Below are 23,413 nucleotides of genomic sequence, written 5' to 3'. Positions count from 1 at the left end.
AGACCGGGACATGACCCTCAGGCCCGGCCGCATCGCCGTTCACATCGCCCTGATCCTTTACACGATCCTGGCGCTCGGACCGATTTTCCTCATCCTGATCAACGCGTTCAAGACCCGGCGGGCGATCTTCGCCGACCCGCTCGGCTTTCCCAACGGCCAGACGTTCACGACCATCGGGTTCGACCGGGTCTTCGCCAATTCCGATTTCGGCCTTTACTTCTTCAACAGTCTGACAGTGACGGTGGTCTCCCTCGTGCTGATCGTGCTGATCGGAGCGATGGCCGCCTGGGCACTGACGGAATACAAGTTTCGCGGCAACATGCTGATCGGGCTTTATCTCGCCATCGGCATCATGGTGCCGATCAGGCTGGGCAGCGTCAGCATCCTGCGCATGATGGTGGAGCTGAACCTCGTCAACACCCTGACGGCGCTGATCCTCGTCTATGTGGCGCAGGGGTTGCCGCTCGCGATCCTGATCCTGGGCGAGTTCATCCAGCAGATCCCGAAGGACCTGCGCGATGCCGCCCGGTGCGACGGGGTAAGCGAGTACCGGATCTTCTTCAGCATCATCCTGCCCCTGATCAGTCCCGCCATCGCGACGGTCGCCGTGTTCACGATGGTGCCGGTCTGGAACGATCTCTGGTTCCCGCTGATCCTCGCTCCCGGGGACGGCAAGCAGACGATCACGCTCGGCGTGCAGCAGTTCATCGGCCAGTACGTGACGGACTGGAACGCGGTGCTCGCCTCGTTGACGCTGGCGATCGCGCCCGTCCTCGCCCTCTATCTTCTGTTCTCGCGCTATCTCGTGCGCGGCCTGACGGCCGGCGCCGTGAAGTGACATTTCATGTTTGGAATTGACCGCAATGGCTGAGGTTTCCCTGCACGGTGTTGCCAAATCCTTCGGGGCGACGGAGATCCTGCGCGACATCAATCTTTCCGTCGACGACGGGGAATTCGTCGTCTTCGTCGGTCCATCCGGTTGCGGCAAGTCCACCCTGCTTCGCATCATCGCCGGTCTCGAGACGGTCAGCGGCGGCGAGATCAGGATCGGCAGCCAGCGGGTCAACGAGCTGCCGCCGGCGGATCGCAAGATCGCCATGGTGTTCCAGTCCTATGCGCTCTACCCGCATATGAACGTCTACAAGAACATGGCCTTCGGCCTGAAATTCGCCAAGACCGACAAGGCGGAGGCGGACCGCCGGGTGCGGCAGGCGGCGGAGATCCTGAAGCTCACGCCTCTTCTCCACCGCAAGCCGCGGGAGCTGTCGGGCGGGCAGAGGCAGCGCGTGGCCATCGGCCGTGCCATCGTGCGCAACCCGAGCGTTTTCCTCTTCGACGAGCCGCTCTCGAACCTCGATGCGGCGCTTCGCGTCAACACGCGCCTCGAGATCGCCAAGCTTCACCGGGATCTCGGCGCGACCATGATCTACGTCACGCACGATCAGGTCGAGGCGATGACGCTCGCGTCCAAGATCGTGGTGATGAACCAAGGCCGGATCGAGCAGGTCGGCGCACCGCTGGAGCTCTATCGCCGTCCCGGCAACCTGTTCGTCGCGGGCTTCATCGGCTCGCCGCGGATGAACTTCATCAAGGGGCAGGTTCTACGCATCGCAGGCAACAGCGCCACCCTCGGCTTTGCCGGGACGGACGCTGTCGTGAATGTCGCGCCGGGCCGTTTGGCAGCCGGCGACCCCGTGACCGTCGGCATCCGGCCCGAGCACATGGAGGCGGGCGGGGCCGGCGCCACCTCCCTGCACGGCACCATCGATGCCGTCGAGCAATTGGGCGAGTCGAGCTATGTCTACATGAAGCTCGCCAGCGGTGACGATGTGATCGTCCGCGCCCCCGGAGAAACCGATGCGGCGGCGGGCGGATCCTACACCGCCCATGTCCCAACTCGCGCCCTTCATGTCTTCGATGCCTCGGGCGTCTCGGTTCTCGCGGAGCGAATTTGAGCCGTTGAGCATGCCCGACCGATGCCATTCCCGGCCGGAGCATCAGCGGAGGGGAAGGGAATCCACACGCGTGCTGCTCTGGGAACCCTCTTTTTCGCCTTGCGGCCACCGGGGATGATACCGCCATGTCATGGCCGGGCTTGACCCGGCCATCCCGATGTTGAGAGGCGCTGCCCTTTCCGCTCGTCATCACCGGCACAAGGCCGGTGATGACGAGCGAAGGTGTCCTTTCAATAGCAGGGGTAAGCAAGCTGGCGCCCGGATCGTCCTTCACGAATCCGAAACGGCCGCCGCAATCCTGGGCGCGAGATTACTGCTGAGGATGTCCGCGGGTCGTCCCGATGCCACCACTCTTCCATCGGCCACGAAGGCCATCTGGTCGGCGATGTCGGCTACATCTTCCGGCGTATGAATCGTCATGATGATGGTAACCGGGCGTTTGCGCCGCAATGCGTCGACGAGCAGGATCATGTCGCGGCGCAGGCCTGGGTCGAGACTGCTGAACGGCTCGTCGAGAAGGATCAAGGGGCGGCCTGAGATGAGCGCCCGGGCCAACGCCACCCGCTGGCGCTGCCCTCCCGACATCTCGCCCGGCCTGCGCTCCTCGAAGCCTTTGAGGTCCACCGATTCCAGCATTTCGCTCACGAGCAGCCTCTCATCTGCGCTCAACCGCAAAGAGGGACGCAGACCCAGCGCCACGTTCTGCGCCGCGCTCAGGTGGGGAAACAGGTTATGATCCTGGAACACGATGGCGACCGGACGCTTGGCCGGTTCGAGCGGCCGGAGGTTCTGGCCGTTGAATGTCAGCGTGCCGCTTTCAGGCCGCTCGAATCCGGCGATCATGTGGAGCAGGGTGGTCTTGCCGCCCCCCGATGGGCCGATGACGGCGCACAGGTTTCCGGTCTTCACCGACAGCACGTAATCGGCCTCGAAGTCGGGCCAGGTCAGGCGGCAGTCTTCAATCACCAGCATCGGACAATCGGCCTGAAGCATGAGCGAGGAGAACGGCGAAGAGGACGATGACGAGGCCGATGGCCGCCGCTTCATCGAGCCGGTAGGCGCCGAGGCGCTCATAGAGAAGATAGGGCAGGGTCACCAGTTCCGTGCCGCCGAAGAGGGCGATGATGCCAAAGTCGCCGAACGACAGGGCCATGGCCAGTGCGAAGCCCGCCGCGAGCGGCCGCTTGAGAACGGGCCAATCCATGATCGTGAGCTTCGACCAGCCAGTGATGCCGAGGGACGCCGCGACGCGGCCGTAGCGCTCCTCCGTTGTCAGCAGATGAGGCGCCACATAACGGTAGGCGAAGGGCACGGCCGCCAGTCCGTTGATGAGCGGCAGGAGAATGAGACCTGCCGCCGAGGGATCGCCGAAGCGCTGGATCATCAGGAACAGGCCTGCGGTCAGGGCGAAGGGCGGCACCGCGAGGAGCGTATCGGGCAGGAAATCGTAGAGGGCGGCGATGCGCGGGGAACGCAGCACGATGCGCCGCCGCCGCGCTGCGGAGGCCAGGGCAAGGGCCAGGATGCATGCCAGGACGGCGGCGGCGGTCGCGATGGCAAGGCTCGTGACGAAAGCCCGAAGAAGGTCGGCATCGATCACGTCGAGCATGTTCCGGATGCCTGTCAGCACGCTGAAGGCGAGGGGCGCGATGAAGACGGCGCTGACGGCAAGCACGACGGTGTCGAGGGCTTTCAGGCCGTTGTTCTTCGCATCGGGCCGGTGAACGAGGCTGCGGATCGTGTGGCCGACCGGCGGCCGCGTGAAGGCCCAGTGCAGCAGGGCCGTCATCGACAGGCAGATCGTCAGCTGGATCAGGGCCAGCCAGGCGACGCGGCCGAAATCGAGATCGATCTTGAGCGCCTCGAAGATCGCGACTTCAAGGGTGGAGCGACTGGGGCCTCCGCCGAGCGCCAGAACGATGGCGAAGCTCTTGAAGCATATCAGGAAGATGAGGCCGGCGATGCCGGGCAGTTCCCCGCGCAACACCGGCCAGTCGAGATGGCGGAAGATCTGGAAGGGCGTGAAGCCGAAGGCGGTGGCAAGGCGCCAGTGCTCGGCGGGTACCTGGTTCAATCCGTCCAGGGTGATCCGCGCGACGAAGGGCCCGTTCAGGAACACGTGGGCAATCAGGATGCCGGGATAGCCGAAGATGCTGAACCCGCCTTCCCAACCGAGGAGCGCGAGCCCTTCGGCGATCCACCCGCTCCGGCCGTAGACGGCAAAGACCGCAAAGACGGCCACGATGGTCGGCATCACCATCGTGGTGCTTAAGGCTGCCAGAACGAGATCGCGCCCCGGAAACCTGCGGCGCGCGAGCGCGAGCGCCAGGCCGATGCCAAGGGCGAGGGACAGGACGGTCGAAAGCGTCGCCTGGACGACGGAAAAGGCCAGCACGCGCCAGAGATAGGGGCCGATGGAGAAAAGTGCCGGCGTCCCTCCATCGAAGGTGACAAGAGCGATGAAGCCGCCGGCGACCAGGCCCAGGATGGCAAAGGCCACGAGGCTTCCGGGATGAGGCAGCTTCATCGTCATGACGAGCGATCAGCGCGCAATGGCGTTGAGCCAAGCATCCGTGAAGGCGCGGCGGTTCTGCTGCACGTCCTCAGGCGTGAAGAGAAGCGCTTGGCTCGGCTGCACGAGATCCTTGAATGCGGCCGGCAGGCCGGCCGCCGGAATCTTGGCCGGCATCATCCAGTTGCCCTCGGGCATGGCCGACTGGAACGGTTCGCTGAGGATGAAGCCCATGAACGCCTTCGCGAGTTCCGGCTGCTTCGTCGTACGGGTCATGCCGGCCAGTTCCACATGGAGGTAGTGCCCTTCTGAGAAGGCGGCCGCCTTGTAGTTGTCCTTCTTCTCCGCGACGATGTGATAGGCGGGAGATGTGGTGTAGGACATCACCATATCGGCCTCGCCCTTCAGGAAAAGGCCGTAGGCTTCGGACCAGCCCTTGGTGAAGGTGACGATGCGCGGCTTCAGCTTGCCCCAGGCCTCCCCTGCCTTGTCGCCATAGACCTTCTGCATCCAGAGCAGCAGGCCGAGGCCCGGCGCGCTGGTGCGCGGATCCTGCAGGACCACCTTCGGGCCGTTGGGATTCTCGACCAGTTCCTTCAGGCTCCCGGGCGGATTGGTGAGCTTGATCGCATCGTAGACGAAGGCATAGTAGCCCCAGTCGAAGGGGATGAAGGTGTCATCAGTCCATCTGATAGGAAGTGCCAGATCCTTTCCATCCGCGCCGTGCGGCGCAAAGAGATTGAGCGACCGGGCTTCGGCGACGAGATTCATGTCGAGCCCGACGACCGCATCCGCCTTGGTGTTCTCGCCTTCGAGGCGAAGGCGCCCGAGCAGGCTGCCCGCATCCTCGGCCGTGACCCAGTTCAGCTCGCAGCCGCAGGTGGCCTCGAACCGCTCTTTCACCAGCTTGCCGGGGCCATATTTCCCCGCAAACGAGCCGTAGGTGTAGACGGTGAGCGTCGGCTTGGTCTGAGCCTGGGCAAGGCCTGCAGCGAGCCCGAGCGAAGCGAGGGTGAGAAGAAGTCGGCGTAGCATCTTAAGCGCACTCCCATGCATGAGGCAGGCCGGATGGGCGGCGCAGATTGCACGGGGCATGGCTTTTGTGGCGATGTCGCATGCTCATTCCCTCCGCCGGCATGACCCGGATCAGGTTCGACGGGTCGGCGGCCTAGCCACCTCTCAGCCCTGTATGGGCTCCCCGTGAGACGCCTTGCTTCTAGAACAGATCAGAGGCGGCTACAAGCCGCCCCCTGTCGAGGTTACTTCCGGCTGCCCTTATTGTTGGCCATTGCCGCCCGACGCAGGGCATCGGCCAGGGCACCACCCGAGGATGCCGCCTGCGGGGCCGGCTTCCTCTCGTTCTGAGCCCGGTGCTTTTGGAACGCAGCCCGGTTGTCATCCTGGCGGCCTGCCGGCCGCTTCTCGGCCGGATCGCTCATGCGCATGGTGAGTGAGATGCGCTTACGTGGGACATCGACCTCGAGCACCTTTACCTTCACGATGTCGCCCGGCTTCACGACGCTGCGCGGATCCTTCACGAACGTGTCGGCGAGGGCCGAGATGTGGACGAGACCGTCCTGGTGCACGCCGATGTCGACGAAGGCGCCGAAGGCGGCCACGTTGGTGACGACACCTTCCAGCATCATGCCAGGCTTCAGATCGCCGATTTTCTCCACGCCTTCCATGAAGGTGGCGGTCTTGAATTCGGGGCGCGGATCGCGGCCGGGCTTTTCCAGCTCGCTCAGGATGTCCTTCACCGTCGGCACACCGAACTTCTCGTCCGTGAAGCTCTGTGGGTTGAGCTTCTTCAACACGGCGCCATTGCCGATCACGACCTTGATGTCGCTCTTTGTGGCCTCGAGAATGCGGCGCACCACAGGATAGGCTTCCGGATGGACGCCGGAGGCATCGAGCGGGTCGTCGCCATTCGGGATGCGCAGGAAGCCCGCGGCCTGCTCGAAGGTCTTCGGGCCCAGGCCCGAGACCTTGGTGAGAGCCTTGCGGGTCTTGAACGGGCCGTTGGCATCGCGGTGGGTCACGATGTTCTGCGCCACCCAGTCGCCGAGGCCCGAGACCCGGGCGAGCAACGGGGCCGAGGCGGTATTGAGGTCGACGCCGACCGCGTTCACGCAATCCTCCACCACGGCGTCGAGGGAGCGGGAGAGCTTGTATTCGGCAAGATCGTGCTGGTACTGCCCGACGCCGATGGATTTTGGGTCGATCTTCACCAGCTCGGCCAGGGGATCCTGCAGGCGCCGCGCGATGGAAACGGCACCTCGTATCGACACGTCGAGATCCGGCAGCTCCTGGCTGGCGAAGGCGGAGGCGGAATAGACGGAGGCGCCTGCCTCCGAGACCATGATCTTGGTGAGCTTGAGATCCGGGTGCTTCGCCACCAGTTCGCCCGCGAGCTTGTCGGTCTCGCGTGAGGCCGTGCCGTTGCCGATGGCGATCAGCTCGACGTTGTGGACGCGGCAGAGCCGCGCCAGCGTCGCGATGGATTCGTCCCATTGGCGTTTCGGCTCGTGCGGGTAGATAGTATCGGTTGCCACAACCTTTCCGGTTGCATCTACCACAGCTACCTTCACGCCGGTGCGATAGCCGGGATCGAGGCCGAGGGTCGGGCGGGCGCCGGCAGGGGCGGCGAGCAGCAGGTCGCGCAGGTTGCCGGCGAACACCTTCACCGCCTCGTCCTCCGCGAGCTGCCAAAGGCGCATCTTCATGTCGAGCTCGATGGAGAACCGCAATTTCGTACGCCAAGCCCAGCGGACCGTCTCCAGAAGCCACTTGTCGCCGGGACGACCCTGATCGGCGATGCCGAAGGCGAGTGCCGTGCGGCCCTCGTAGCGGCTGACATAGCCGGGTTCGGCGCTGTCCTTGTCTTCCTCCATGCGGAGATCGAGGATCTCTTCCTTCTCGCCCCGGAAGAGCGCGAGGATGCGGTGCGAGGGCAGCTTCGTCAGGGGCTCGGCAAAGTCGAAGTAGTCGGCGAATTTCGCGCCCTCTGTCGCCTTGCCGTCGCGCACCTTGGAGGTCAGGGTGCCGCGCTCCCAATAGGTTTCGCGCAAAGCCCCCAGAAGTTCCGCATTCTCCGCGAAGCGTTCGACCAGAATCGAGCGGGCACCCTCCAGCGCGGCCTCAGGCGTGGCGACTTCCTTCTCCGGATTCACGAAAGCGGCCGCAGCTTCCTTCGGCTGCCGCGCCGGCTCGCTCAGGAGCAGGTCTGCGAGGGGTTCAAGACCTGCTTCCTTGGCGATCTGGGCCTTGGTGCGGCGCTTGGGCTTGTAGGGCAGGTAGAGGTCTTCCAGACGCGCCTTGGTGTCGGCGGTGTTGATCTGGAGCGCCAGCTCGTCGGTGAGCTTGCCCTGCTCGCGGATGCTGTCGAGGATCGTCTTGCGGCGGTCCTCCAGTTCGCGCAGGTAGCGCAGGCGCTCCTCCAGGGTGCGCAATTGCGCATCGTCCAGGGTTCCCGTGACTTCCTTGCGGTAGCGCGCGATAAAGGGAACGGTGGAACCGCCGTCGAGCAGCTCGACGGCTGCCTTGACCTGCCATTCCTGAACATTCAGTTCGTTCGCAATGCGCTGACCGATGGATAGCATGAAAGTCTCCGAAGAAGCATAAGGCGCGGCTTCTACGGTGCGGGGCGCCTCCGGGTCAACGGCCCGTCCACAGCGCCAGGGTCGCAGTACCGGTAGGGAAAGTGAATTTCTGACGTTTCCTCTTGGCTCGGGAAGCCTTGGCGTATAGACCGTCCGGCCCTCCAAGCCATCCTCCGAGGTCCCCATGCCCCCGTCCCACGATTTTTCCATTGGCATCGATTTCGGAACCAGCAACACGGTCGTGGCCATCGCGGATCCGGCAGGGCATGTGGAGGCGCTGACCTTCGACCATGGCGGGGAGAGCCTCAAAGTCTATGTCACGGCGCTCTGCTTCTGGGACGAGCGGCACGGCAACGGCCTGCGCACCGAGGTCGAGGGTGGCCCCTGGGCCATCGAGCAGTTCCTGGAGGGGCTTCACGCGCATCGGTTCATCCAGTCCTTCAAGACCTTCGCGGCCAGCGCCACCTTCAAGGAAACCCGGATCTTTCGCGAGCGATACGCCTTCGAGGACCTGTTGAGCGCGTTCCTGCGCACGCTCGCGCGTCACGGCGGCTCTCGGCTGAATTGGGGGGCGAGAAACGTCGTCATCGGCCGGCCGGTCCGATTCGCCGGCTACAATCCGGACGACGACCTCGCCATGCAGCGCTATCGGGCCGCATTCGGCCGGCTCGGGGCGGAGCAGGCCCGCTATGTCTACGAGCCCGTGGGGGCCGCCTTCTTCTATGCGCGCCAGCTCGATCACGATGCCACGGTGCTCGTGGCGGATTTCGGCGGTGGGACCAGTGACTTTTCGGTGATGCGTTTCACGAAAGCCGGCGGCGTGATGCGGGCCGAGCCGTTGGGACACGCCGGCATCGGCCTTGCCGGTGATGCCTTCGACTACCGGATCGTCGACAAGGTCGTCTCGCCGCGCCTAGGCAAAGGTGGGCTCTATCGCTCCATGGACAAGATCCTGTCGATCCCCAACCACTACTACGCGAATTTTGCACGCTGGAATCAGCTCGCGATGATGAAGGGCAGCGGCGACCTGAAGGAATTGCGCGAGCTGGCTCGCGTCGCTCTCGAGCCTGAGCCGCTCGAAAAGTTCATCGATATCATCGAATACGATCTGGGTTTTGCCCTGTACAGGGCCGTGTCGTCGACAAAAGTCGCGCTATCGAGCGAGGAGGAGACGATTTTCCGATTCCAGGGCGAGGGCGTCGATATCCAAGCCAGAATCACGCGCACGGACTTCGAAGGATGGATTGCCGAAGACGTGGACCGGATCGCTGGTACGATTGACGAGGCGCTTTCCGAGGCCGGGGTGAAATCGGAGGAGATCGAGCGCGTGTTCTTGACCGGCGGCACGTCCTTTGTCCCGGCCATCCGCCGCTTGTTCGTAGATCGCTTCGGCGAGGCTCGATTGACCTCTGCCGATCAGTTCGAATCCATCGCCTATGGGCTGGCTCTCATCGGCCAGACGGAGGCGCCGGAGCGCTGGGCCGTCACGAATTAGGCTGAATTTAAAACGAAATTACGCTTGCCGTGTGGTGACAAAGGGTTTTATTTCGCAGTGCAGCAAACGCGCCTGAAGCGGGAGCCCTCCCATGTCCCTGATCAATCCCGACGTCACCCCTGAGAAGGATTTTCCTCTTCGCGACGACATCCGGCTTCTGGGGCGAATCCTCGGCGACACGATTCGCGAGCAGGAGGGCGAGGCGACCTTCGAGATCGTGGAGCGCATCCGCCAGACCTCGATCCGCTTTCACCGCGACGAGGACGAAATCGCCCGCCGCGAGCTCGAGACGATCCTGAACAGCCTCTCGCGGGGGCGCACCAACCAGATCATCCGGGCCTACAGCTATTTCTCGCATCTGGCGAACCTTGCCGAGGACCAGCACCATGTCCGCCGCTCCCGTGCCCATGCGATGGCGGGCGCTCACGCCATGGGAGCGGCGGCGCCGCGTGAGGGAACGGTAGCCCGTGCCCTCACGCTTATCCAGGAGGCGGGCATCAGCCATACGGCCCTGCAGGCCTTCTTTGCTTCCGCCCTTGTCTGCCCGGTCCTGACGGCGCATCCGACGGAAGTGCGCCGCAAGAGCACCATCGACCGGGAGATGGAGATCTCGCAGATCCTGGCGCAGCGTGACCGGCAGAACCTCACTCCAGAAGAGGAGGTGGCCTGCCAGGAGGCTCTTCGCCGCGCCATCCTCACCCTCTGGCAGACGAGCATCCTGCGCCGTAACAGGCTCAAGGTCATCGACGAGGTCATGAACGGCCTCTCCTATTACGATTATACCTTCTTCAAGGAGCTGCCGCAGGTCTATGCCTCCCTGGAGGATCAGCTCGCGGCCATGGATCCCGCCTGGGGAACGGTGGAAGTTCCCTCCTTTCTGCGCATGGGGAGCTGGATCGGCGGCGACCGCGACGGCAATCCCTTCGTGACAGCGGATGCTTTGCGACAGGCTCTGCTACTGCAGAGCAAGCACGCGCTCGGCTTCTATCTGGAAGAACTCCATTGCTTGGGCGCCGAACTGTCGCTCGACGAGCGCTATGTGAATGTTTCCGACGAGGCTCAGGAGCTCGCCAAGGCCTCTCCAGATCTTTCTCCTCATCGACAGGACGAGCCCTATCGACGGGCCATTACGGGCATCTACGCGCGCCTTGCGGCAACCGCCGTCCGGCTGGGGCACGGCGACGTGGCGCGTCATGCGGTGGGCGAGGCGCGTGCCTATGACGGTGTCGACGAGTTCGAAGGCGATCTCTCGATCCTGCACCGCTCCCTGCGCTCGAATGGATCGGGTTCCCTGTCGCGAGGCCGCCTGCGCAAGCTGCGCCGCGCCGTCGATGTGTTCGGCTTCCACTTGGCAAGCCTCGACATGCGTCAGAATTCCGACGTTCATCAGCGTGTGATTGCCGAGCTCTTCGAGAAGGCGATTCCCGGCACCGATTACGAAGGGCTGCCGGAGGACAGGCGTGTCGCCCTTCTCCTCGAAGAGCTCCGTACGCCGCGCCTCCTCACATCGCCCTATGTTGAGTACTCGCCGGAAACTTCATCCGAGCTAGCCATCGTTCACGAAGCCGCTGAAGCCCATCGGCGTTACGGCCGTGCGGCCGTGCCAAACTACGTCATCTCCAAGGCGAGCGATCCGTCCGATATTTTGGAAGTGGCTCTTCTTCTGAAGGAAGCGGGTCTGTTGCGTCCACGCGAAGGCGAGATGGATGTGAACATCATTCCGCTTTTCGAGACCATCGCGGACCTGCGCCATTGCAGCGGTGTGATGGATGCGCTCTTCGCGCTGCCAGATTACATGCGGCTCCTGCGCAGCCGCGGCCAGGCGCAGGAGGTGATGCTCGGCTATTCCGACAGCAACAAGGACGGCGGCTTCCTCACGTCGGGATGGGAGCTCTACAAGGCCGAGATCGAACTGATCGAGGTGTTCAAGCGCCATGGCGTGGCGCTTCGCCTCTTTCATGGCCGCGGCGGCTCCGTGGGTCGCGGGGGCGGGCCGAGCTATCAGGCCATTCTGGCGCAGCCGGGCGGGGCGGTGCAGGGCGCGATCCGCATCACCGAACAGGGCGAGGTGATCGCTGGAAAATATTCGAACCCGGATCTCGGGCGCCGCAATCTGGAAATCCTGGCCTCCGCGACCCTTGAGGCCTCCCTCCTGCATTCCGGCCAGCCCGCTCCCCGCGAGGAATACCTGAAGGCCATGGAGGAACTCTCGAACAGCGCCTTCAAGACCTATCGGGCACTCGTCTATGAGACCGAAGGATTCGAGCGCTATTTCTGGGAATCGACGGTGATCGGCGAGATCGCCAACCTGAATATCGGCAGCCGGCCCGCCTCACGCACCAATTCGCGGCGCATCGAGGATCTGCGTGCCATCCCCTGGGTGTTCGGCTGGGCGCAATGCCGCCTCATGCTGCCGGGCTGGTACGGGTTTGGATCAGCGGTCAATGAATGGCTCGAGAAGCGGCCCGATACCGGATTGGCTCTTCTGCAAGAGATGTACCGCGAGTGGCCTTTCTTCCAGGCGCTGCTCTCGAACATGGACATGGTGCTGGCGAAGAGCAACATCGCCATTGCCTCGCGATATGCTAAGCTTGTCGAGGACGAGGCGCTGCGCGAGGCCATCTTCCCGCGCCTGCGCCACGAATGGGAGGATTCGATCGGGCAATTGCTCGCCATCATGCAGCAGCAATCCCTGCTCGACGGCAATCCTCTCTTGGCCCGATCAATCCGCAACCGCTTCCCTTATCTCGACCCATTGAATCATCTGCAGATCGAACTGCTGAAGCGTCATCGGTCCGGCGATGCGGACGAGCAGGTCGTGCAGGGCATTCATCTGTCCATCAACGGCATTGCGGCCGGGTTGCGCAACAGCGGCTAGGAAACACAGTTTCGGAACCGAGCCCTGGCTTCCCGGTTGTGTCCTAAACAGCGCATTCCAGCGGAGATGCATCCTAGGATTTCAGCTTGAGAGGAGAACACCATGTCTCGCGGTGACAAGTCTGCCTATACGGACAAGCAGAAGCGGAAGGCCGAGCACATTGAGGAAGGCTACGAGAGCCGTGGCCTCTCGGAGAAGGAAGCCGAGCGGCGCGCCTGGGCCACCGTCAACAAGCAGGATGGCGGCGGCAAGAAGAGTGGTTCCGGTCGCGGCTAAAGACGTATCGTCGGCGGCAGCTAAGGTAGTGCGCCGGGCGGATAGCGGGTGTATGGAGGGGCCCTGATCTCTCTCGCCGCTCTGCCATGGAGGAAGCCTTGCTCACGAGTTCTGCCGCCGGCGTCTACGTCATCTGCCCCACGCCCTTCGAGAGCGACGGGCGGGTGGACGTCGCCTCGACCGACCGGATGGTCGAGGCCTATCTGAAAGCCGGCGCCACCGGACTGACGATTCTCGGCATCATGGGTGAAGCACCCAAGCTGGCGGCGGATGAGGCGCTGGCCTTCGCCCGTCAGGTGATCGCCACGGTGGCGGGCCGCGTTCCCGTGATCGTCGGCGTGTCGGCCGCGGGCTTTGCCGCCATGTCGGGCCTGTCCTCCAAGGTGATGGATGCGGGCGCCGCCGGCGTCATGATTGCGCCGCCCTCGACCCTGAAGACCGATGACCAGATCGTGTCCTATTATGCTGATGCGGTCGAAGCCATCGGTACGGAGGTACCGTGGGTGATCCAGGATTATCCGCTCACCACCAATGTGGTCATGACGCCGAAGGTGATCATGCGGATCATCGAGCAGCACCCCTCCTGCGTGATGCTGAAGCACGAGGATTGGCCGGGGCTCGACAAGATCACGGCCCTGCGCCGTGCAAGCGATGCCGGTCAGGTACGTCGCGTATCCATTCTCTGCGGCAATGGCGGTATGTTCCTCCCCTTCGAGATGGAACGTGGCGCCGACGGCGCCATGACGGGCTACGCTTACCCCGAAATGCTGGTGGGTGTGGTCGATCTCATCAACCAGGGAAAGCGGAAGGAGGCGCATGATCTCTTCGACCGTCACCTGCCGCTGGTGCGCTACGAGACGCAGCCCGGAGTTGGTCTCGCCGTGCGTAAATTCGTGCTGAAGCGGCGCGGGATCATCGCGTCGGACACGCTGCGCAAGCCCGGGCCGAAGCTGAGCCCGGAAACCATTGCCGATATCGAATGGCTGATGGAGCGCATCGAGCGCTCTTAAATACCACAAGGGGAGTTTCACGCATGGAAACAGGGTTGAAAGGAAAGCGCGCGCTCGTTCTCGGCGCGAGCAAGGGGCTGGGATTCGGCATCGCCCAGGGCTTGGCGGAGGAGGGCGCGCGCGTCGCCATCGCCAGCCGCACGATGGACGGTTCGAAGGCCGCCGCCGACAAGATCGGCAGGGACGTCCTGCCCTTCATCTGCGACACCGGCAAGGTCGATCAGGTCGATGCCCTGGTCAAGGATGTGACGGAAGCGCTGGGCGGCATCGACATCCTCGTTCTCAACAGCGGCGGCCCGCCGCCCGGCAAGGCGCAGGGGGTGTCGTCCGACCAGTGGCGTCAATCGTTCGATGCCATGTTCGTCAATCTCGTGCGGATCGCCGATCAACTTCTCCCCGGCATGATCGAGCGTAGGTTCGGCCGCATCATTTCGGTGATCTCGTCCGGCGTGATCCAGCCGATCCCGAACCTCGCGATCTCGAATGCCATCCGGCCTGCGCTCGTAGGCTGGGGCAAGACGCTGGCGAGCGAAGTGGCCTCCTCGGGCGTGACCGTGAACGCCATCGCGCCGGGCCGCATCGCCACCGATCGCCTGAAGCAGCTCGACGCCGCCAATGCGGAACGCACCGGTCGCTCCGTTGAGGAGGTGGCGAAGGCTGCCCGCGCCGGCATTCCGGCAGGCCGCTACGGCGAGATCGAGGAATTTGCGGCAGCGGCCGTCTTCCTCGCGAGCGAGAAGGCCTCATTCATGACAGGCTCGATCCTGCGCGTCGACGGCGGACAGATTTCGTCCACGACCTGAAGGTGACAAAGCATGAGGTGGGGCGCAAAACGCCTCGCCTCATGCGATCATCCCTGCCCAGTAAAGAACAATCCCTATTATGGACGTTGCCGCAAGCGTCGGCAGCATCCCTATCCTGAAGCGGAACATGGCGACGACGGCTGCCCCCGAGAGCAGCAGCGCCCAGAGATCCACGCTTCCCCACAAAGGCGCATCGAATTCGAGAAGCCCCCATTCGACGGGTCGAATGTCCCTGAAGATCGTGTGAATCCCGAACCAGATCGCGAGGTTCAGGATCACGCCGACCACGGCGGCCGTGATGGCGGACAGGGCGCCGCTCAAGGCCCGATTGCCGCGCAGGATTTCGATGTAGGGTGCGCCCAGGAAGATCCAGAGAAAGCAAGGAGCGAAGGTTACCCATGTGGCGAGAAGACCGCCCAATGTCCCTGCCAGCAGTGGATGCAGCGGGCCGGCTTCCCGGAAAGCCGCCATGAAGCCTACGAATTGCAGCACCATGATCAATGGTCCCGGCGTCGTCTCGGCCATGCCGAGACCGTCCAGCATCTCGCCGGGCCGCAGCCAGCCATAGGTTTCCACAGCCTGCTGTGCCACATAGGCGAGGACCGCGTAGGCTCCGCCAAAGGTGACCATCGCCATCTTGGAAAAGAAGATCGCGATCTGAGTGAAGACGTCGTCTCGTCCAAGGATCAGCAGGAGGGCCAGGATCGGCGTGAACCAGAGCGTCAGCCAGATCGTCGCGACACGTGCGCTTCGTCTTATGTTTGGAGAAGCATGCGAGGGAAGATGCTCACCCAGGAGATTGTCATTGTCCTGCGCGTCATTGCCATGTCCGCCAACTTGGAATTCCGGGAGATCCGCCCGCCCGCCGCAAAAGCCGATCAGTCCGGCAGCGAGAATGATCAGTGGAAATGGCGCATCGAGAAAGAAGATCGCCACGAAGGCTGCCGCAGCGATCCCGATCAGGATGCGGTTCTTCAGCGCCCGCTTGCCGATCCGCACCACCGCCTCAAGCACGATGGCGAGCACGGCTGCCTTCAGGCCGAAGAAGAGCGCCGCGACGATGCCGACCTTGCCGTAGAGGGCATAGATCCAGCTCAAGCCCATGATGGCCACGATGCCGGGCAGGATGAACAGCCCACCCGCCATGATGCCGCCGAGGGTGCGGTGCATGAGCCAGCCCACATAGGTGGCAAGCTGCTGCGCTTCCGGACCCGGCAGCAGCATGCAATAGTTGAGGGCATGGAGGAAACGGCCCTCGGAAATCCAGCGCTTCTCCTCGACCAGGATCCGATGCATCACGGCGATCTGCCCGGCCGGCCCGCCGAAACTCAGGGCCGCGACTCGCAGCCAGACCCGAAAAGCCTCAGCCAGCGAAATCCCATGATTGGGCACAACCTTAGCGACAGGCTGGTTCGAGTTCTGCAGGGTCTCGCTCACGTCAGGCTCCCGGCTTCTTCGAGGGCCAGTTATGCGTTTCTTCCGTAGCATCGCGGCACCAGCGATAGAAGGCATCGTAGAGCAGGAGCCCAGCCTCGAGCTGGGCGAGATCGTCCGCATACATCCGTGACAATCCCAACGAGGCGGCGAGCAGGCCGGGAACTTCCGGCGCCAGATCCGGCCGGGCTGTGTCGGCTCCCCTGACGATGGTGGCGAGATGCTTCAGAGGGGCAGTTCGAAGGCCGAACTCCTCGACCATGACATCGAAGGTGCACAGCTCGCCGCGATGGCTCCAGAAGATGTCTTCGCCTTCGATATCGAATGGCATGGCTGAAAAGCGTTCCGCCACGCCTTGGACCTCGGGGGCCGGGACGAACAGGAAAACGGCACAGGGGTCGACGAAGCGGCGGATCAGCCAGGGGCAGGCAATCCGGTCGATCTTGGGGCGCGAGCGCGTGACCCAGATTGTCCGCCCTTGACGATCGAGCGGTGGGATCCGATCTGCCGGGACCATGGGAAGACCGGCTTGCGCCCAAGCCAATGTTCCGCCTTCAAGGGAATCGGCCGACAACCCGGCATGGCGGAGCCAAGCTGCAACGCCATGGCTGAGCTTCAAGCCTTTCTGGCAGATCACGACGACCGACTGACTGGCAAGTTCATGCGCCCAATCTGCGGCGGTATCGAAGGATCGACGCCTGGAACCCGGAATCAGGCGAGGATCATTAGCAAAGTCATCATCGGTGCGCACATCGATGAGGAGAGGGCATTTCGGCGTGCCGATAAGGCGTGCGAGCCTTTCAGGGGAGATGGTGTTGAACGACGACATGGTTGCATCCGTATTGGTTCAGATCGGATGCGATGCTTGGGCATGTCGCCTCGTGGGGAGATCGCAATCCCCATGGCATGGATCACAGTTCAACCTTCCGGATTTGTCAAATCAATTCGACGGGGCCGTATCGATCAGAAATCCTGCTCGGAATCTCTTTCCAAGGTCTGCACGACGAGTCCGTTCTCGATAAGGGCGGTCCATATCTCCTCGGCGCTGTCGGCAAAGTTGACGAGTTCCCGGTCGCGCTCGCTCACCATGCCATGTTCCAGCAGGGCATCGAACCTGATGACCGATTGCCAGTAGGCCTTGTCGAAGAGAACGATCGGCAGGGGGGGCGCCTTGCCGGTCTGGCGCAGGGTCAGGATTTCGAACAATTCATCCAGGGTTCCGAACCCGCCGGGGAACACCACAAGAGCATTGGCCCGCATCGCCAGGTGCATCTTGCGCATGGCGAAGTAGTGGAAGCGGAATGTCAGGTCCGGGGTCGAATAGGCATTGGGTTCCTGCTCATGGGGCAGGGTGATGTTGAAGCCGATGGAGGGAGCGCCGACATCGAACGCGCCCCTGTTGGCCGCCTCCATGATGCCGGGGCCGCCGCCGGTGGCGATCACGTTGTCCCGAGTGCCGCTGGTGACGGTCAGCGCGCCGCCTCGCTGTGACGCGATGGCGCCGAAGGCGCGGGCCTGCTCGTACCAGAACGGGTGCTTTCCGGGGCCGTTCTCCCGAATCCGGGCGCTGCCGAACACGACGATGGTGGAGCGCACGCCCCAGATTCGCAGACTTTCCTCGGCCTTGGCGTATTCCAGCATGAATCGGACGCCACGCATGGAATCACCCAGGAGGAAGTCTTGGTCCATCGCGGCCAGACGATAGGACGGCGAGTTGAGACTTGCTGCGTTCGAAGGCTTGCGGTCATCCATGAAATAGGACTCCTTTCATGCGGCTTGCACAAAGCACAATTTCGAAGTCGGGTTAACTCCCCTTCGGCTGGAACGGAACCTCTCGAGGGCAGGCGAAATGAAATAACAGGATCTTGAAGGGGAGAGGGCTTTCAACCGCGCTGCGCAACCGACGACCAACTGGCTTTGTTCCGAGCTTTCCCCGGTCGAAGCCGAGGAAAGTCATTTTCCCTATAGCCGCTCGCGCCTCGGTGGCTATATCAAGGGCGCACGAGCGCATCGTGCGGAAATGGGATCCGGTTTTCCGCTCCGAACGATGCGCCTATCGGAAGAAGGAGCATCGGACCCGTTGGGGCTGATGCTCCAGGGAAAGGGTCGGGAAACGGCCCTGAACGGAAAGCGAGCGCCAGCCGATGGACCACCTGTCTTCGATGAACATAGCCCGAATTCTGCCAGCCGATGGGTTCCAAGGAGCCCTTGTCGGACGCGTCTGGCGCCCGGGTATCGGGCCTTCCGTGGTCGCGGTTCGGGAGGATGGTCTGTTCGATATTTCCTCCGCCTGCTCCACGGTGAGCGGGCTTGCCGCCGTCGATAATCCAGCGGACGTGGCGAAGTCCGCTCGAGGCGAGAGAATCGGGTCTCTCGAAGAGATTGCCGGCAACACTGCCCCGGACGTCCGGGATGCGTCGAAGCCCTGGCTTCTGGCCCCCATCGATCTTCAGGTCGTCAAGGCGGCTGGTGTCACTTTTGCGGTTTCCATGCTGGAGCGCGTCATCGAGGAGCGAGCGCGGGGCGATGCCAGTGCGGCAGCGGCCATCCGGTCCGAGGTTCTGCGGCTCGTGGGCGACGACCTGAGCCGGCTCAAGCCCGGGTCGCCTGAAGCCATGGCTCTGAAGGAGGTTCTCGTCGCGCAAGGCGCGTGGAGCCAGTACCTCGAGGTCGGAATCGGTCCAGATGCGGAGGTGTTCACCAAGGCTCCAACTCTCTCGGCTGTAGGAGCCTTCATGGATGCGGGCCTGCATCCCAAATCCACCTGGAACAATCCCGAGCCGGAGGTGGTGGTGATCGTCACCGCTCAAGGGAAGATCGTCGGCGCCACGCTTGGAAACGATGTGAACCTGCGTGATTTCGAGGGGCGCTCCGCTTTGCTTCTCTCGAAAGCGAAAGACAACAACGCCTCCTGCTCGGTCGGCCCGTTCATCCGGTTCTTCGACGAGACATTCTCCCTCGACGATGTCCGGCAGACCACAGTGACGCTCACGGTCGAGGGCGAGGACGGCTTTAAGCTCGAAGGTTCGTCGTCGATTACGAAGATCAGCCGCGACCCCGAGGATCTCGTCGCGCAGACCGTCGGTCCCCACCATCAGTACCCGGATGGGTTCGCGCTGTTCCTCGGAACGATGTTCGCGCCGACGCAGGACCGGGACGATGCCGGCATGGGCTTCACGCATAAGCGTGGCGACATCGTCACCATCTCGGCTCCCAAGCTCGGAGCGCTGGTCAACCGCATGAAGCCGAGCTCCGAATGTGAGCCCTGGACCTTCGGCATCGGCGCTTTCATGTCCAACCTGGCCCAACGGGGCCTTATCACCAGCAGACTGGCAGGTTAAAGATGACCAAGAACTATATCGCAGGCGAGTGGCTGTCGGCGTCGGACGCTTCAGCGAACGTCAACCCGTCCAACACCAACGATGTGGTCGGCGAGTACGCCCGCGCCTCGGTGGCCGAGGCCGAGCGCGCGATCGCCGCTGCTTACGATGCCTTCCCGGCCTGGTCGCGCTCCTCGATCCAGCAGCGCCATGATATCCTCAAGGCCGTCGGCGACGAGATCCTCGCCCGCAAGGAGGAACTCGGCCGCCTGCTCTCGCGCGAGGAGGGCAAGACCCTCCCGGAAGGCATCGGCGAGGTGACCCGCGCCGCGCAGATCTTTCTCTTCTTCTCCGGCGAGTGCCTGCGGATGGCCGGTGAGAAGGTGCCGTCCGTGCGGCCCTTCATCGATGTGGAGATCACCCGCGAGCCGGTGGGGGTCGTCGGCCTGATCACGCCGTGGAACTTCCCCATCGCGATTCCGGCCTGGAAGATCGCGCCGGCGCTCGCCTATGGCAACACCGTGGTGTTCAAGCCGGCCGATCTCGTGCCGGGTTCGGCCCACGCGCTGTCCGAGATCATCATCCGGGCCGGCGTGCCGGCGGGCGTGTTCAACCTGGTGATGGGCCGCGGCTCCGTGGTGGGCGAAGCGATGCTGCAGAGCCCCAAGGTTTCTGCTATCTCCTTCACCGGTTCGGTACCGACCGGCCGGAAGGTGGCCCAGACCTGCATCACCGCCGATCCGATGAAGAAGCTTCAGCTCGAGATGGGCGGCAAAAACCCGATGGTGGTGCTCGATGATGCCGACCTGAAGGTGGCGGTGGAATGCGCCGTCAACAGCGCGTTCTTCTCCACCGGTCAGCGCTGCACCGCTTCTTCCCGCCTCATCGTGACCGAGGGCATCCACGACCGGTTCGTGGCCGCCATGCAGGAGCGCATGCAAGGGCTCGTCATTGATGATGCCTTGAAGGCCGGCACGCAGATCGGCCCGGTCGTCGATCAGAGCCAGCTCGATCAGGATCTGAAGTACATCCGGATCGGACAGGAGGAAGGCGCCAAGCTCGTGGCCGGCGGCGAGCTTCTGAAGCGCGACACCCCCGGCTTCTATCTCGCCCCTGCTTTGTTCACGGAGGTGAGCAACCAGATGCGTGTGGCCCGCGAGGAGATCTTCGGCCCGGTGGCGACCGTGACCCGCGCGAAGGATTACGACGAGGCCCTGGAACTCGCCAACGATACGCCGTTCGGCCTGTCGTCCGGCATCTGCACCACGAGCCTGAAACACGCTTCGCATTTCAAGCGTAATGCGGAGGCCGGCATGGTGATGGTGAACCTGCCGACGGCCGGCGTGGACTACCATGTGCCATTCGGCGGACGGAAGGGCTCGTCCTATGGTCCGCGCGAGCAGGGCCGCTACGCGCAGGAGTTCTACACCACGGTGAAGACCGCCTACACATTCGACGGAAACGGCCCATACGTGCCAAAGACCCAATCAAGCGAGTAACTGAATTACTCATGCGCGGCGCATGGCCTCAGCATCCCGCCAGTCGAGATGCTGAGGCCATTAATTTATGTAATGGCTGAACGCATGCGGACAGTGACCCTTACAAGCGCTGTGGTGCGTGTTCTTAGATTGCAGCACGCCGCCGACATTGCACTTCGAACCAGTGTTAACTTTATCGACAAAACTCGGGCAGCTTTTGGCCCTGTCCATTGAACTTTGCCACGGGAACGCCATCATAGGCATCCAAGAGAACTCGTACTTACAGGCTCAAACCCCTGCAGCGGCAAACATTGTTGCGTTCAAATCCATGCTTGTCAGTGTGGAAGATTGCAATGCAACTTCGTTCTAATTTAAATGGATGCTGCTAGTGCTGCGAGCCGGTGAGTGGCGCTCCGTTAATAGTAGAGAACTTAATATGGTTACTTCCCGGCGTTATCTCATTGCTTCTTCGCTTGCGCGTCTGATCCGCAAGGAGAGAGGAGGCAATCGTGTCACGGAAGGCCACTTCCCCAATCAGGCTGATCGCAGCTCCTTCGTGGTTGTGGAGGGCGACAAGGGCAGCTTGGTTCTGCTTCACACCGGACCCAACGGGCCGAGCGAGGAGCGTACAGAGGTTCCGCGCGCTCACGCTGAGGCGCTCCTCGATGTTACGCCCGGAAAGCTCGATTATCTGCTCACCCATCTCACTGTCGGTACGCGCGACATTCAGATCGTCCGCTTCGTGACACCAGGACCTTTGGACCTGATCTCCGTTCCGTTCGAGAGCGACGAAGAGGCCAGGGATTTTCGTCCTCTGTCCTGGTTCGGTCCGGATGTGACAACGGAAGTGGCTTATCAGAACCGGTCCATTGCATTGGAAGGCGCACCTCAGGCGCCTGACGTTCCCATGTCGAACGCGGCTCTCAACAGCCTGCTCGATACGCTCGAAAATCGGTACTCCGCACCACGCGGTTATACTCCACACGCACCCGCGCGTGGCTCGGCGGAAGCCGGGGCAGGACAGCGCAATGCGCCTCCGCCCGCTCCTGCCCAAGCCAACGAGAGAACGGCGCAGCCTCAACGGGGCGTTCTGTCGAGGCCCGCTGCTCCGGTCGATGCGGATCTGGGTGATGACGATGCTGGCGATGACAACGATCTGAACCTCAACATCGAGGACAACGTCATCCGTGAGCTCGCCCGTTCGCTTCGGCCTCAGCGTCGCTGATCGTTCGCTCCAGAAGAGATCCATCCGAGAAGAGGCCTGCACCATTCATGTGGTGCAGGCCTTTTCAACTCGGAAGTACGATGCAGCTGCCGCCAGCCGTGCGAATGCTCCGGCACAACTGCTCCGCTGCCTGCCGCGTTTCTGCTGGTGCGCGGACCCGGTAGAAGGTGCGTGTGCCGCGATAGCGCAGCCGTGTTCCGATGATCATCGGGCGGACATCCTTCAGGAGGGAAGCGTAGGACTGGCTCGTGCGCCTGAACGTGGCGAGAGCCCGTTCCTTCGAGAAGTTGCCGGCAAGCTGAACGCCCCAAGGCGCAAACGGCGCTTCGAGGGTATCTCCGCGCCCAGGAAGGCGCAGCGTGGCGACGATCTGATGGCAGCTTTGCCCGGATGAACTCAGGTCGTCGGCGTCTCTTCGCTCCTTGGCATCGGCTGCCCATTCCTCGGCGGATCGGCCTGTGACTGCGATTACGTAATTCCTGGTCTCGGCAGGTAATCCTCCCTGGCCTGCAAGCCAGGAGGTTACCCGTGCGGGCCCTCCGTTATAAGCGGCCGCCGCAAGTCCGAGATTGCCGAACTGCTCTGCCAGATGGGCAATGAATTCGGCGGCCTTTGGTATGGCCTGCTCGGGATCGAAGGGATCGGCCAAGCCCCGTTCTCGTGCCGTGCCGGGCATGAACTGAGCGATGCCCTGCGCGCCTGCCGGACTGACGACGCGTGGGCGAAATGAGCTTTCCTGCCATATCAACCTGGTGAGCAGATCGTGCGGAATTCGCTGGGTGCGGGCGGCCCCCTCGATCAGTCGGCACAGGGCCTGCTCGACGGTCTCTGTTGACGCCCCCGGATTGGCCCAGGCCGTGCCGCAGCAGAGGGCAATTCCGCAAAGCGCCAGCCACAAGCGCATGAAGGACCTCTCTGAAAGGTCGGATGATCGAATGAATGGAAGCCACGTGCCAAGCTACAAATAGGCGATCATTCGTCCTGCCAAGAGTACGACCATCCAGGCGATGAGAGAGACAAGGGCGTAGACACGGGCTTCCGACGGCAAGGCGCCTGTCCGCAAGGGCCCTCCGAAGCGGGCGTGAAAGAGGGCGACGTTGATGAGCCCCAAGGCAATGAAGGCAAGCTTCAGGTAGAAGGCCGGGTTCACTCCGAGCGCACGAGCCTCCACGGCGAGAAGAAGCGTTCCGGTTGGAATTTGAAGCGCGAGACCGGTGGCCGCGAGCGGGATCGCATAGCGCCCGACCTGCCAGGCATGCTTCCCGTGCTCTGCCAGAACCTTCAGGTCGAAGACGGCAATGCCGCCGACGACGAAGGCTGCTCCCAGAACATGCAGCAGATTCGCACCTGTGTAGAGCCAGGCCGAGTGGCGCCCCGCATGGCCGAGCCAGGAACTCTCCAATGCGGCAAGGAGATCGAGATACATTG

Annotated in this window: 18 protein-coding genes, 1 pseudogene and 1 riboswitch; of the genes and pseudogenes, 10 read left to right on the top strand and 9 right to left on the bottom strand. The window is 63.1% G+C overall.

What is annotated here, in order from left to right:
- Positions 1-10: 10 nt before the first annotated feature.
- Positions 11-838 (top strand): carbohydrate ABC transporter permease, encoded by an 828-nt coding sequence (locus tag KHP60_RS06740; RefSeq protein ID WP_213562912.1) that lies wholly within the window; start codon positions 11-13, stop codon positions 836-838.
- Between the two features lie 25 nt (positions 839-863).
- Complete coding sequence (locus tag KHP60_RS06735; RefSeq protein ID WP_213562910.1) at positions 864-1,955, top strand: ABC transporter ATP-binding protein; 1,092 nt, start codon at positions 864-866, stop codon at positions 1,953-1,955.
- Positions 1,956-2,225: 270 nt separating this feature from the next.
- Here KHP60_RS06735 and KHP60_RS06730 read toward each other — a convergent pair whose 3' ends face one another.
- The 4 genes from KHP60_RS06730 to KHP60_RS06715 all read right to left on the bottom strand — a co-directional run bounded on the left by KHP60_RS06730 (position 2,226) and on the right by KHP60_RS06715 (position 8,066).
- On the bottom strand, positions 2,226-2,927 hold the full coding sequence (locus KHP60_RS06730) for an ATP-binding cassette domain-containing protein (RefSeq protein ID WP_213562908.1): 702 nt from the start codon (positions 2,925-2,927) through the stop codon (positions 2,226-2,228).
- Positions 2,914-4,488, bottom strand: coding sequence for an ABC transporter permease subunit (locus KHP60_RS06725; protein WP_213562900.1), 1,575 nt, complete (start codon positions 4,486-4,488; stop codon positions 2,914-2,916). Before KHP60_RS06725 ends, KHP60_RS06730 begins: the two co-directional genes overlap by 14 nt.
- Before the next feature lie 9 nt (positions 4,489-4,497).
- A complete protein-coding gene (gene thiB, locus KHP60_RS06720) occupies positions 4,498-5,502 on the bottom strand; it encodes a thiamine ABC transporter substrate binding subunit (protein WP_213562895.1) in 1,005 nt (334 codons plus the stop codon).
- A gap of 70 nt (positions 5,503-5,572) precedes the next feature.
- Positions 5,573-5,678: riboswitch (TPP riboswitch) on the bottom strand.
- Positions 5,679-5,726: 48 nt separating this feature from the next.
- Positions 5,727-8,066 (bottom strand): Tex family protein, encoded by a 2,340-nt coding sequence (locus KHP60_RS06715; RefSeq protein ID WP_213562893.1) that lies wholly within the window; start codon positions 8,064-8,066, stop codon positions 5,727-5,729.
- A 184-nt stretch (positions 8,067-8,250) separates the two neighbouring features.
- On the opposite strand from KHP60_RS06715, the gene KHP60_RS06710 reads away from it, so the two are divergent.
- The 5 genes and pseudogenes from KHP60_RS06710 to KHP60_RS06690 all read left to right on the top strand — a co-directional run bounded on the left by KHP60_RS06710 (position 8,251) and on the right by KHP60_RS06690 (position 14,528).
- Positions 8,251-9,561 (top strand): Hsp70 family protein, encoded by a 1,311-nt coding sequence (locus tag KHP60_RS06710; protein ID WP_213562891.1) that lies wholly within the window; start codon positions 8,251-8,253, stop codon positions 9,559-9,561.
- Between the two features lie 91 nt (positions 9,562-9,652).
- Entirely contained in the window at positions 9,653-12,439 is a 2,787-nt protein-coding gene (gene ppc, locus KHP60_RS06705; RefSeq protein ID WP_213562889.1) for a phosphoenolpyruvate carboxylase, read from the top strand.
- A gap of 102 nt (positions 12,440-12,541) precedes the next feature.
- A pseudogene (locus tag KHP60_RS06700) lies at positions 12,542-12,712 on the top strand (plasmid stabilization protein); the annotation flags it as partial.
- 101 nt (positions 12,713-12,813) lie between these two features.
- Positions 12,814-13,725 (top strand): dihydrodipicolinate synthase family protein, encoded by a 912-nt coding sequence (locus KHP60_RS06695; RefSeq protein WP_409366261.1) that lies wholly within the window; start codon positions 12,814-12,816, stop codon positions 13,723-13,725.
- 23 nt (positions 13,726-13,748) lie between these two features.
- Positions 13,749-14,528, top strand: coding sequence for an SDR family oxidoreductase (locus KHP60_RS06690; RefSeq protein ID WP_213562883.1), 780 nt, complete (start codon positions 13,749-13,751; stop codon positions 14,526-14,528).
- Positions 14,529-14,567: 39 nt separating this feature from the next.
- Here the strand turns inward: KHP60_RS06690 and chrA are convergent, their stop codons facing one another.
- From chrA to KHP60_RS06675, 3 genes are all read right to left on the bottom strand, one after another.
- A complete protein-coding gene (chrA, locus tag KHP60_RS06685) occupies positions 14,568-16,016 on the bottom strand; it encodes a chromate efflux transporter (RefSeq protein ID WP_213562882.1) in 1,449 nt (482 codons plus the stop codon).
- Positions 15,967-16,791, bottom strand: a complete 825-nt coding sequence (locus KHP60_RS06680) for a sulfurtransferase/chromate resistance protein (protein WP_213562880.1) — start codon at positions 16,789-16,791, stop codon at positions 15,967-15,969. The genes chrA and KHP60_RS06680 overlap by 50 nt, the downstream gene beginning before the upstream one ends.
- A 134-nt stretch (positions 16,792-16,925) precedes the next feature.
- The gene (locus tag KHP60_RS06675) at positions 16,926-17,714 is read right to left on the bottom strand and encodes a TIGR00730 family Rossman fold protein (RefSeq protein WP_213562878.1); all 789 of its coding nucleotides are present in this window, start codon (positions 17,712-17,714) and stop codon (positions 16,926-16,928) included.
- Between the two features lie 392 nt (positions 17,715-18,106).
- Between KHP60_RS06675 and KHP60_RS06670 the strand changes: the two genes are divergently transcribed.
- The 3 genes from KHP60_RS06670 to KHP60_RS06660 all read left to right on the top strand — a co-directional run bounded on the left by KHP60_RS06670 (position 18,107) and on the right by KHP60_RS06660 (position 21,985).
- Complete coding sequence (locus KHP60_RS06670; RefSeq protein WP_213562876.1) at positions 18,107-19,303, top strand: fumarylacetoacetate hydrolase family protein; 1,197 nt, start codon at positions 18,107-18,109, stop codon at positions 19,301-19,303.
- A 2-nt stretch (positions 19,304-19,305) separates the two neighbouring features.
- On the top strand, positions 19,306-20,781 hold the full coding sequence (locus KHP60_RS06665) for an aldehyde dehydrogenase family protein (protein ID WP_213562874.1): 1,476 nt from the start codon (positions 19,306-19,308) through the stop codon (positions 20,779-20,781).
- A 415-nt stretch (positions 20,782-21,196) separates the two neighbouring features.
- Positions 21,197-21,985 carry a hypothetical protein gene (locus KHP60_RS06660; RefSeq protein ID WP_213562867.1) on the top strand — a complete coding sequence of 263 codons (789 nt, stop codon included), beginning with the start codon at positions 21,197-21,199 and terminating at the stop codon, positions 21,983-21,985.
- Positions 21,986-22,049: 64 nt separating this feature from the next.
- Here the strand turns inward: KHP60_RS06660 and KHP60_RS06655 are convergent, their stop codons facing one another.
- A complete protein-coding gene (locus tag KHP60_RS06655) occupies positions 22,050-22,889 on the bottom strand; it encodes a lytic transglycosylase domain-containing protein (protein ID WP_213562864.1) in 840 nt (279 codons plus the stop codon).
- 54 nt (positions 22,890-22,943) lie between these two features.
- On the bottom strand, positions 22,944-23,411 hold the full coding sequence (locus tag KHP60_RS06650; protein WP_213562863.1) for a hypothetical protein: 468 nt from the start codon (positions 23,409-23,411) through the stop codon (positions 22,944-22,946).
- Between the last annotated feature and the right edge of the window lie 2 nt (positions 23,412-23,413).

Origin of the sequence: Microvirga sp. 3-52, assembly GCF_018383585.1 — a bacterium.
In the GTDB taxonomy this organism is placed as follows: Bacteria; Pseudomonadota; Alphaproteobacteria; order Rhizobiales; family Beijerinckiaceae; genus Microvirga.
This window is presented reverse-complemented; position numbering and strand designations above follow the sequence as displayed.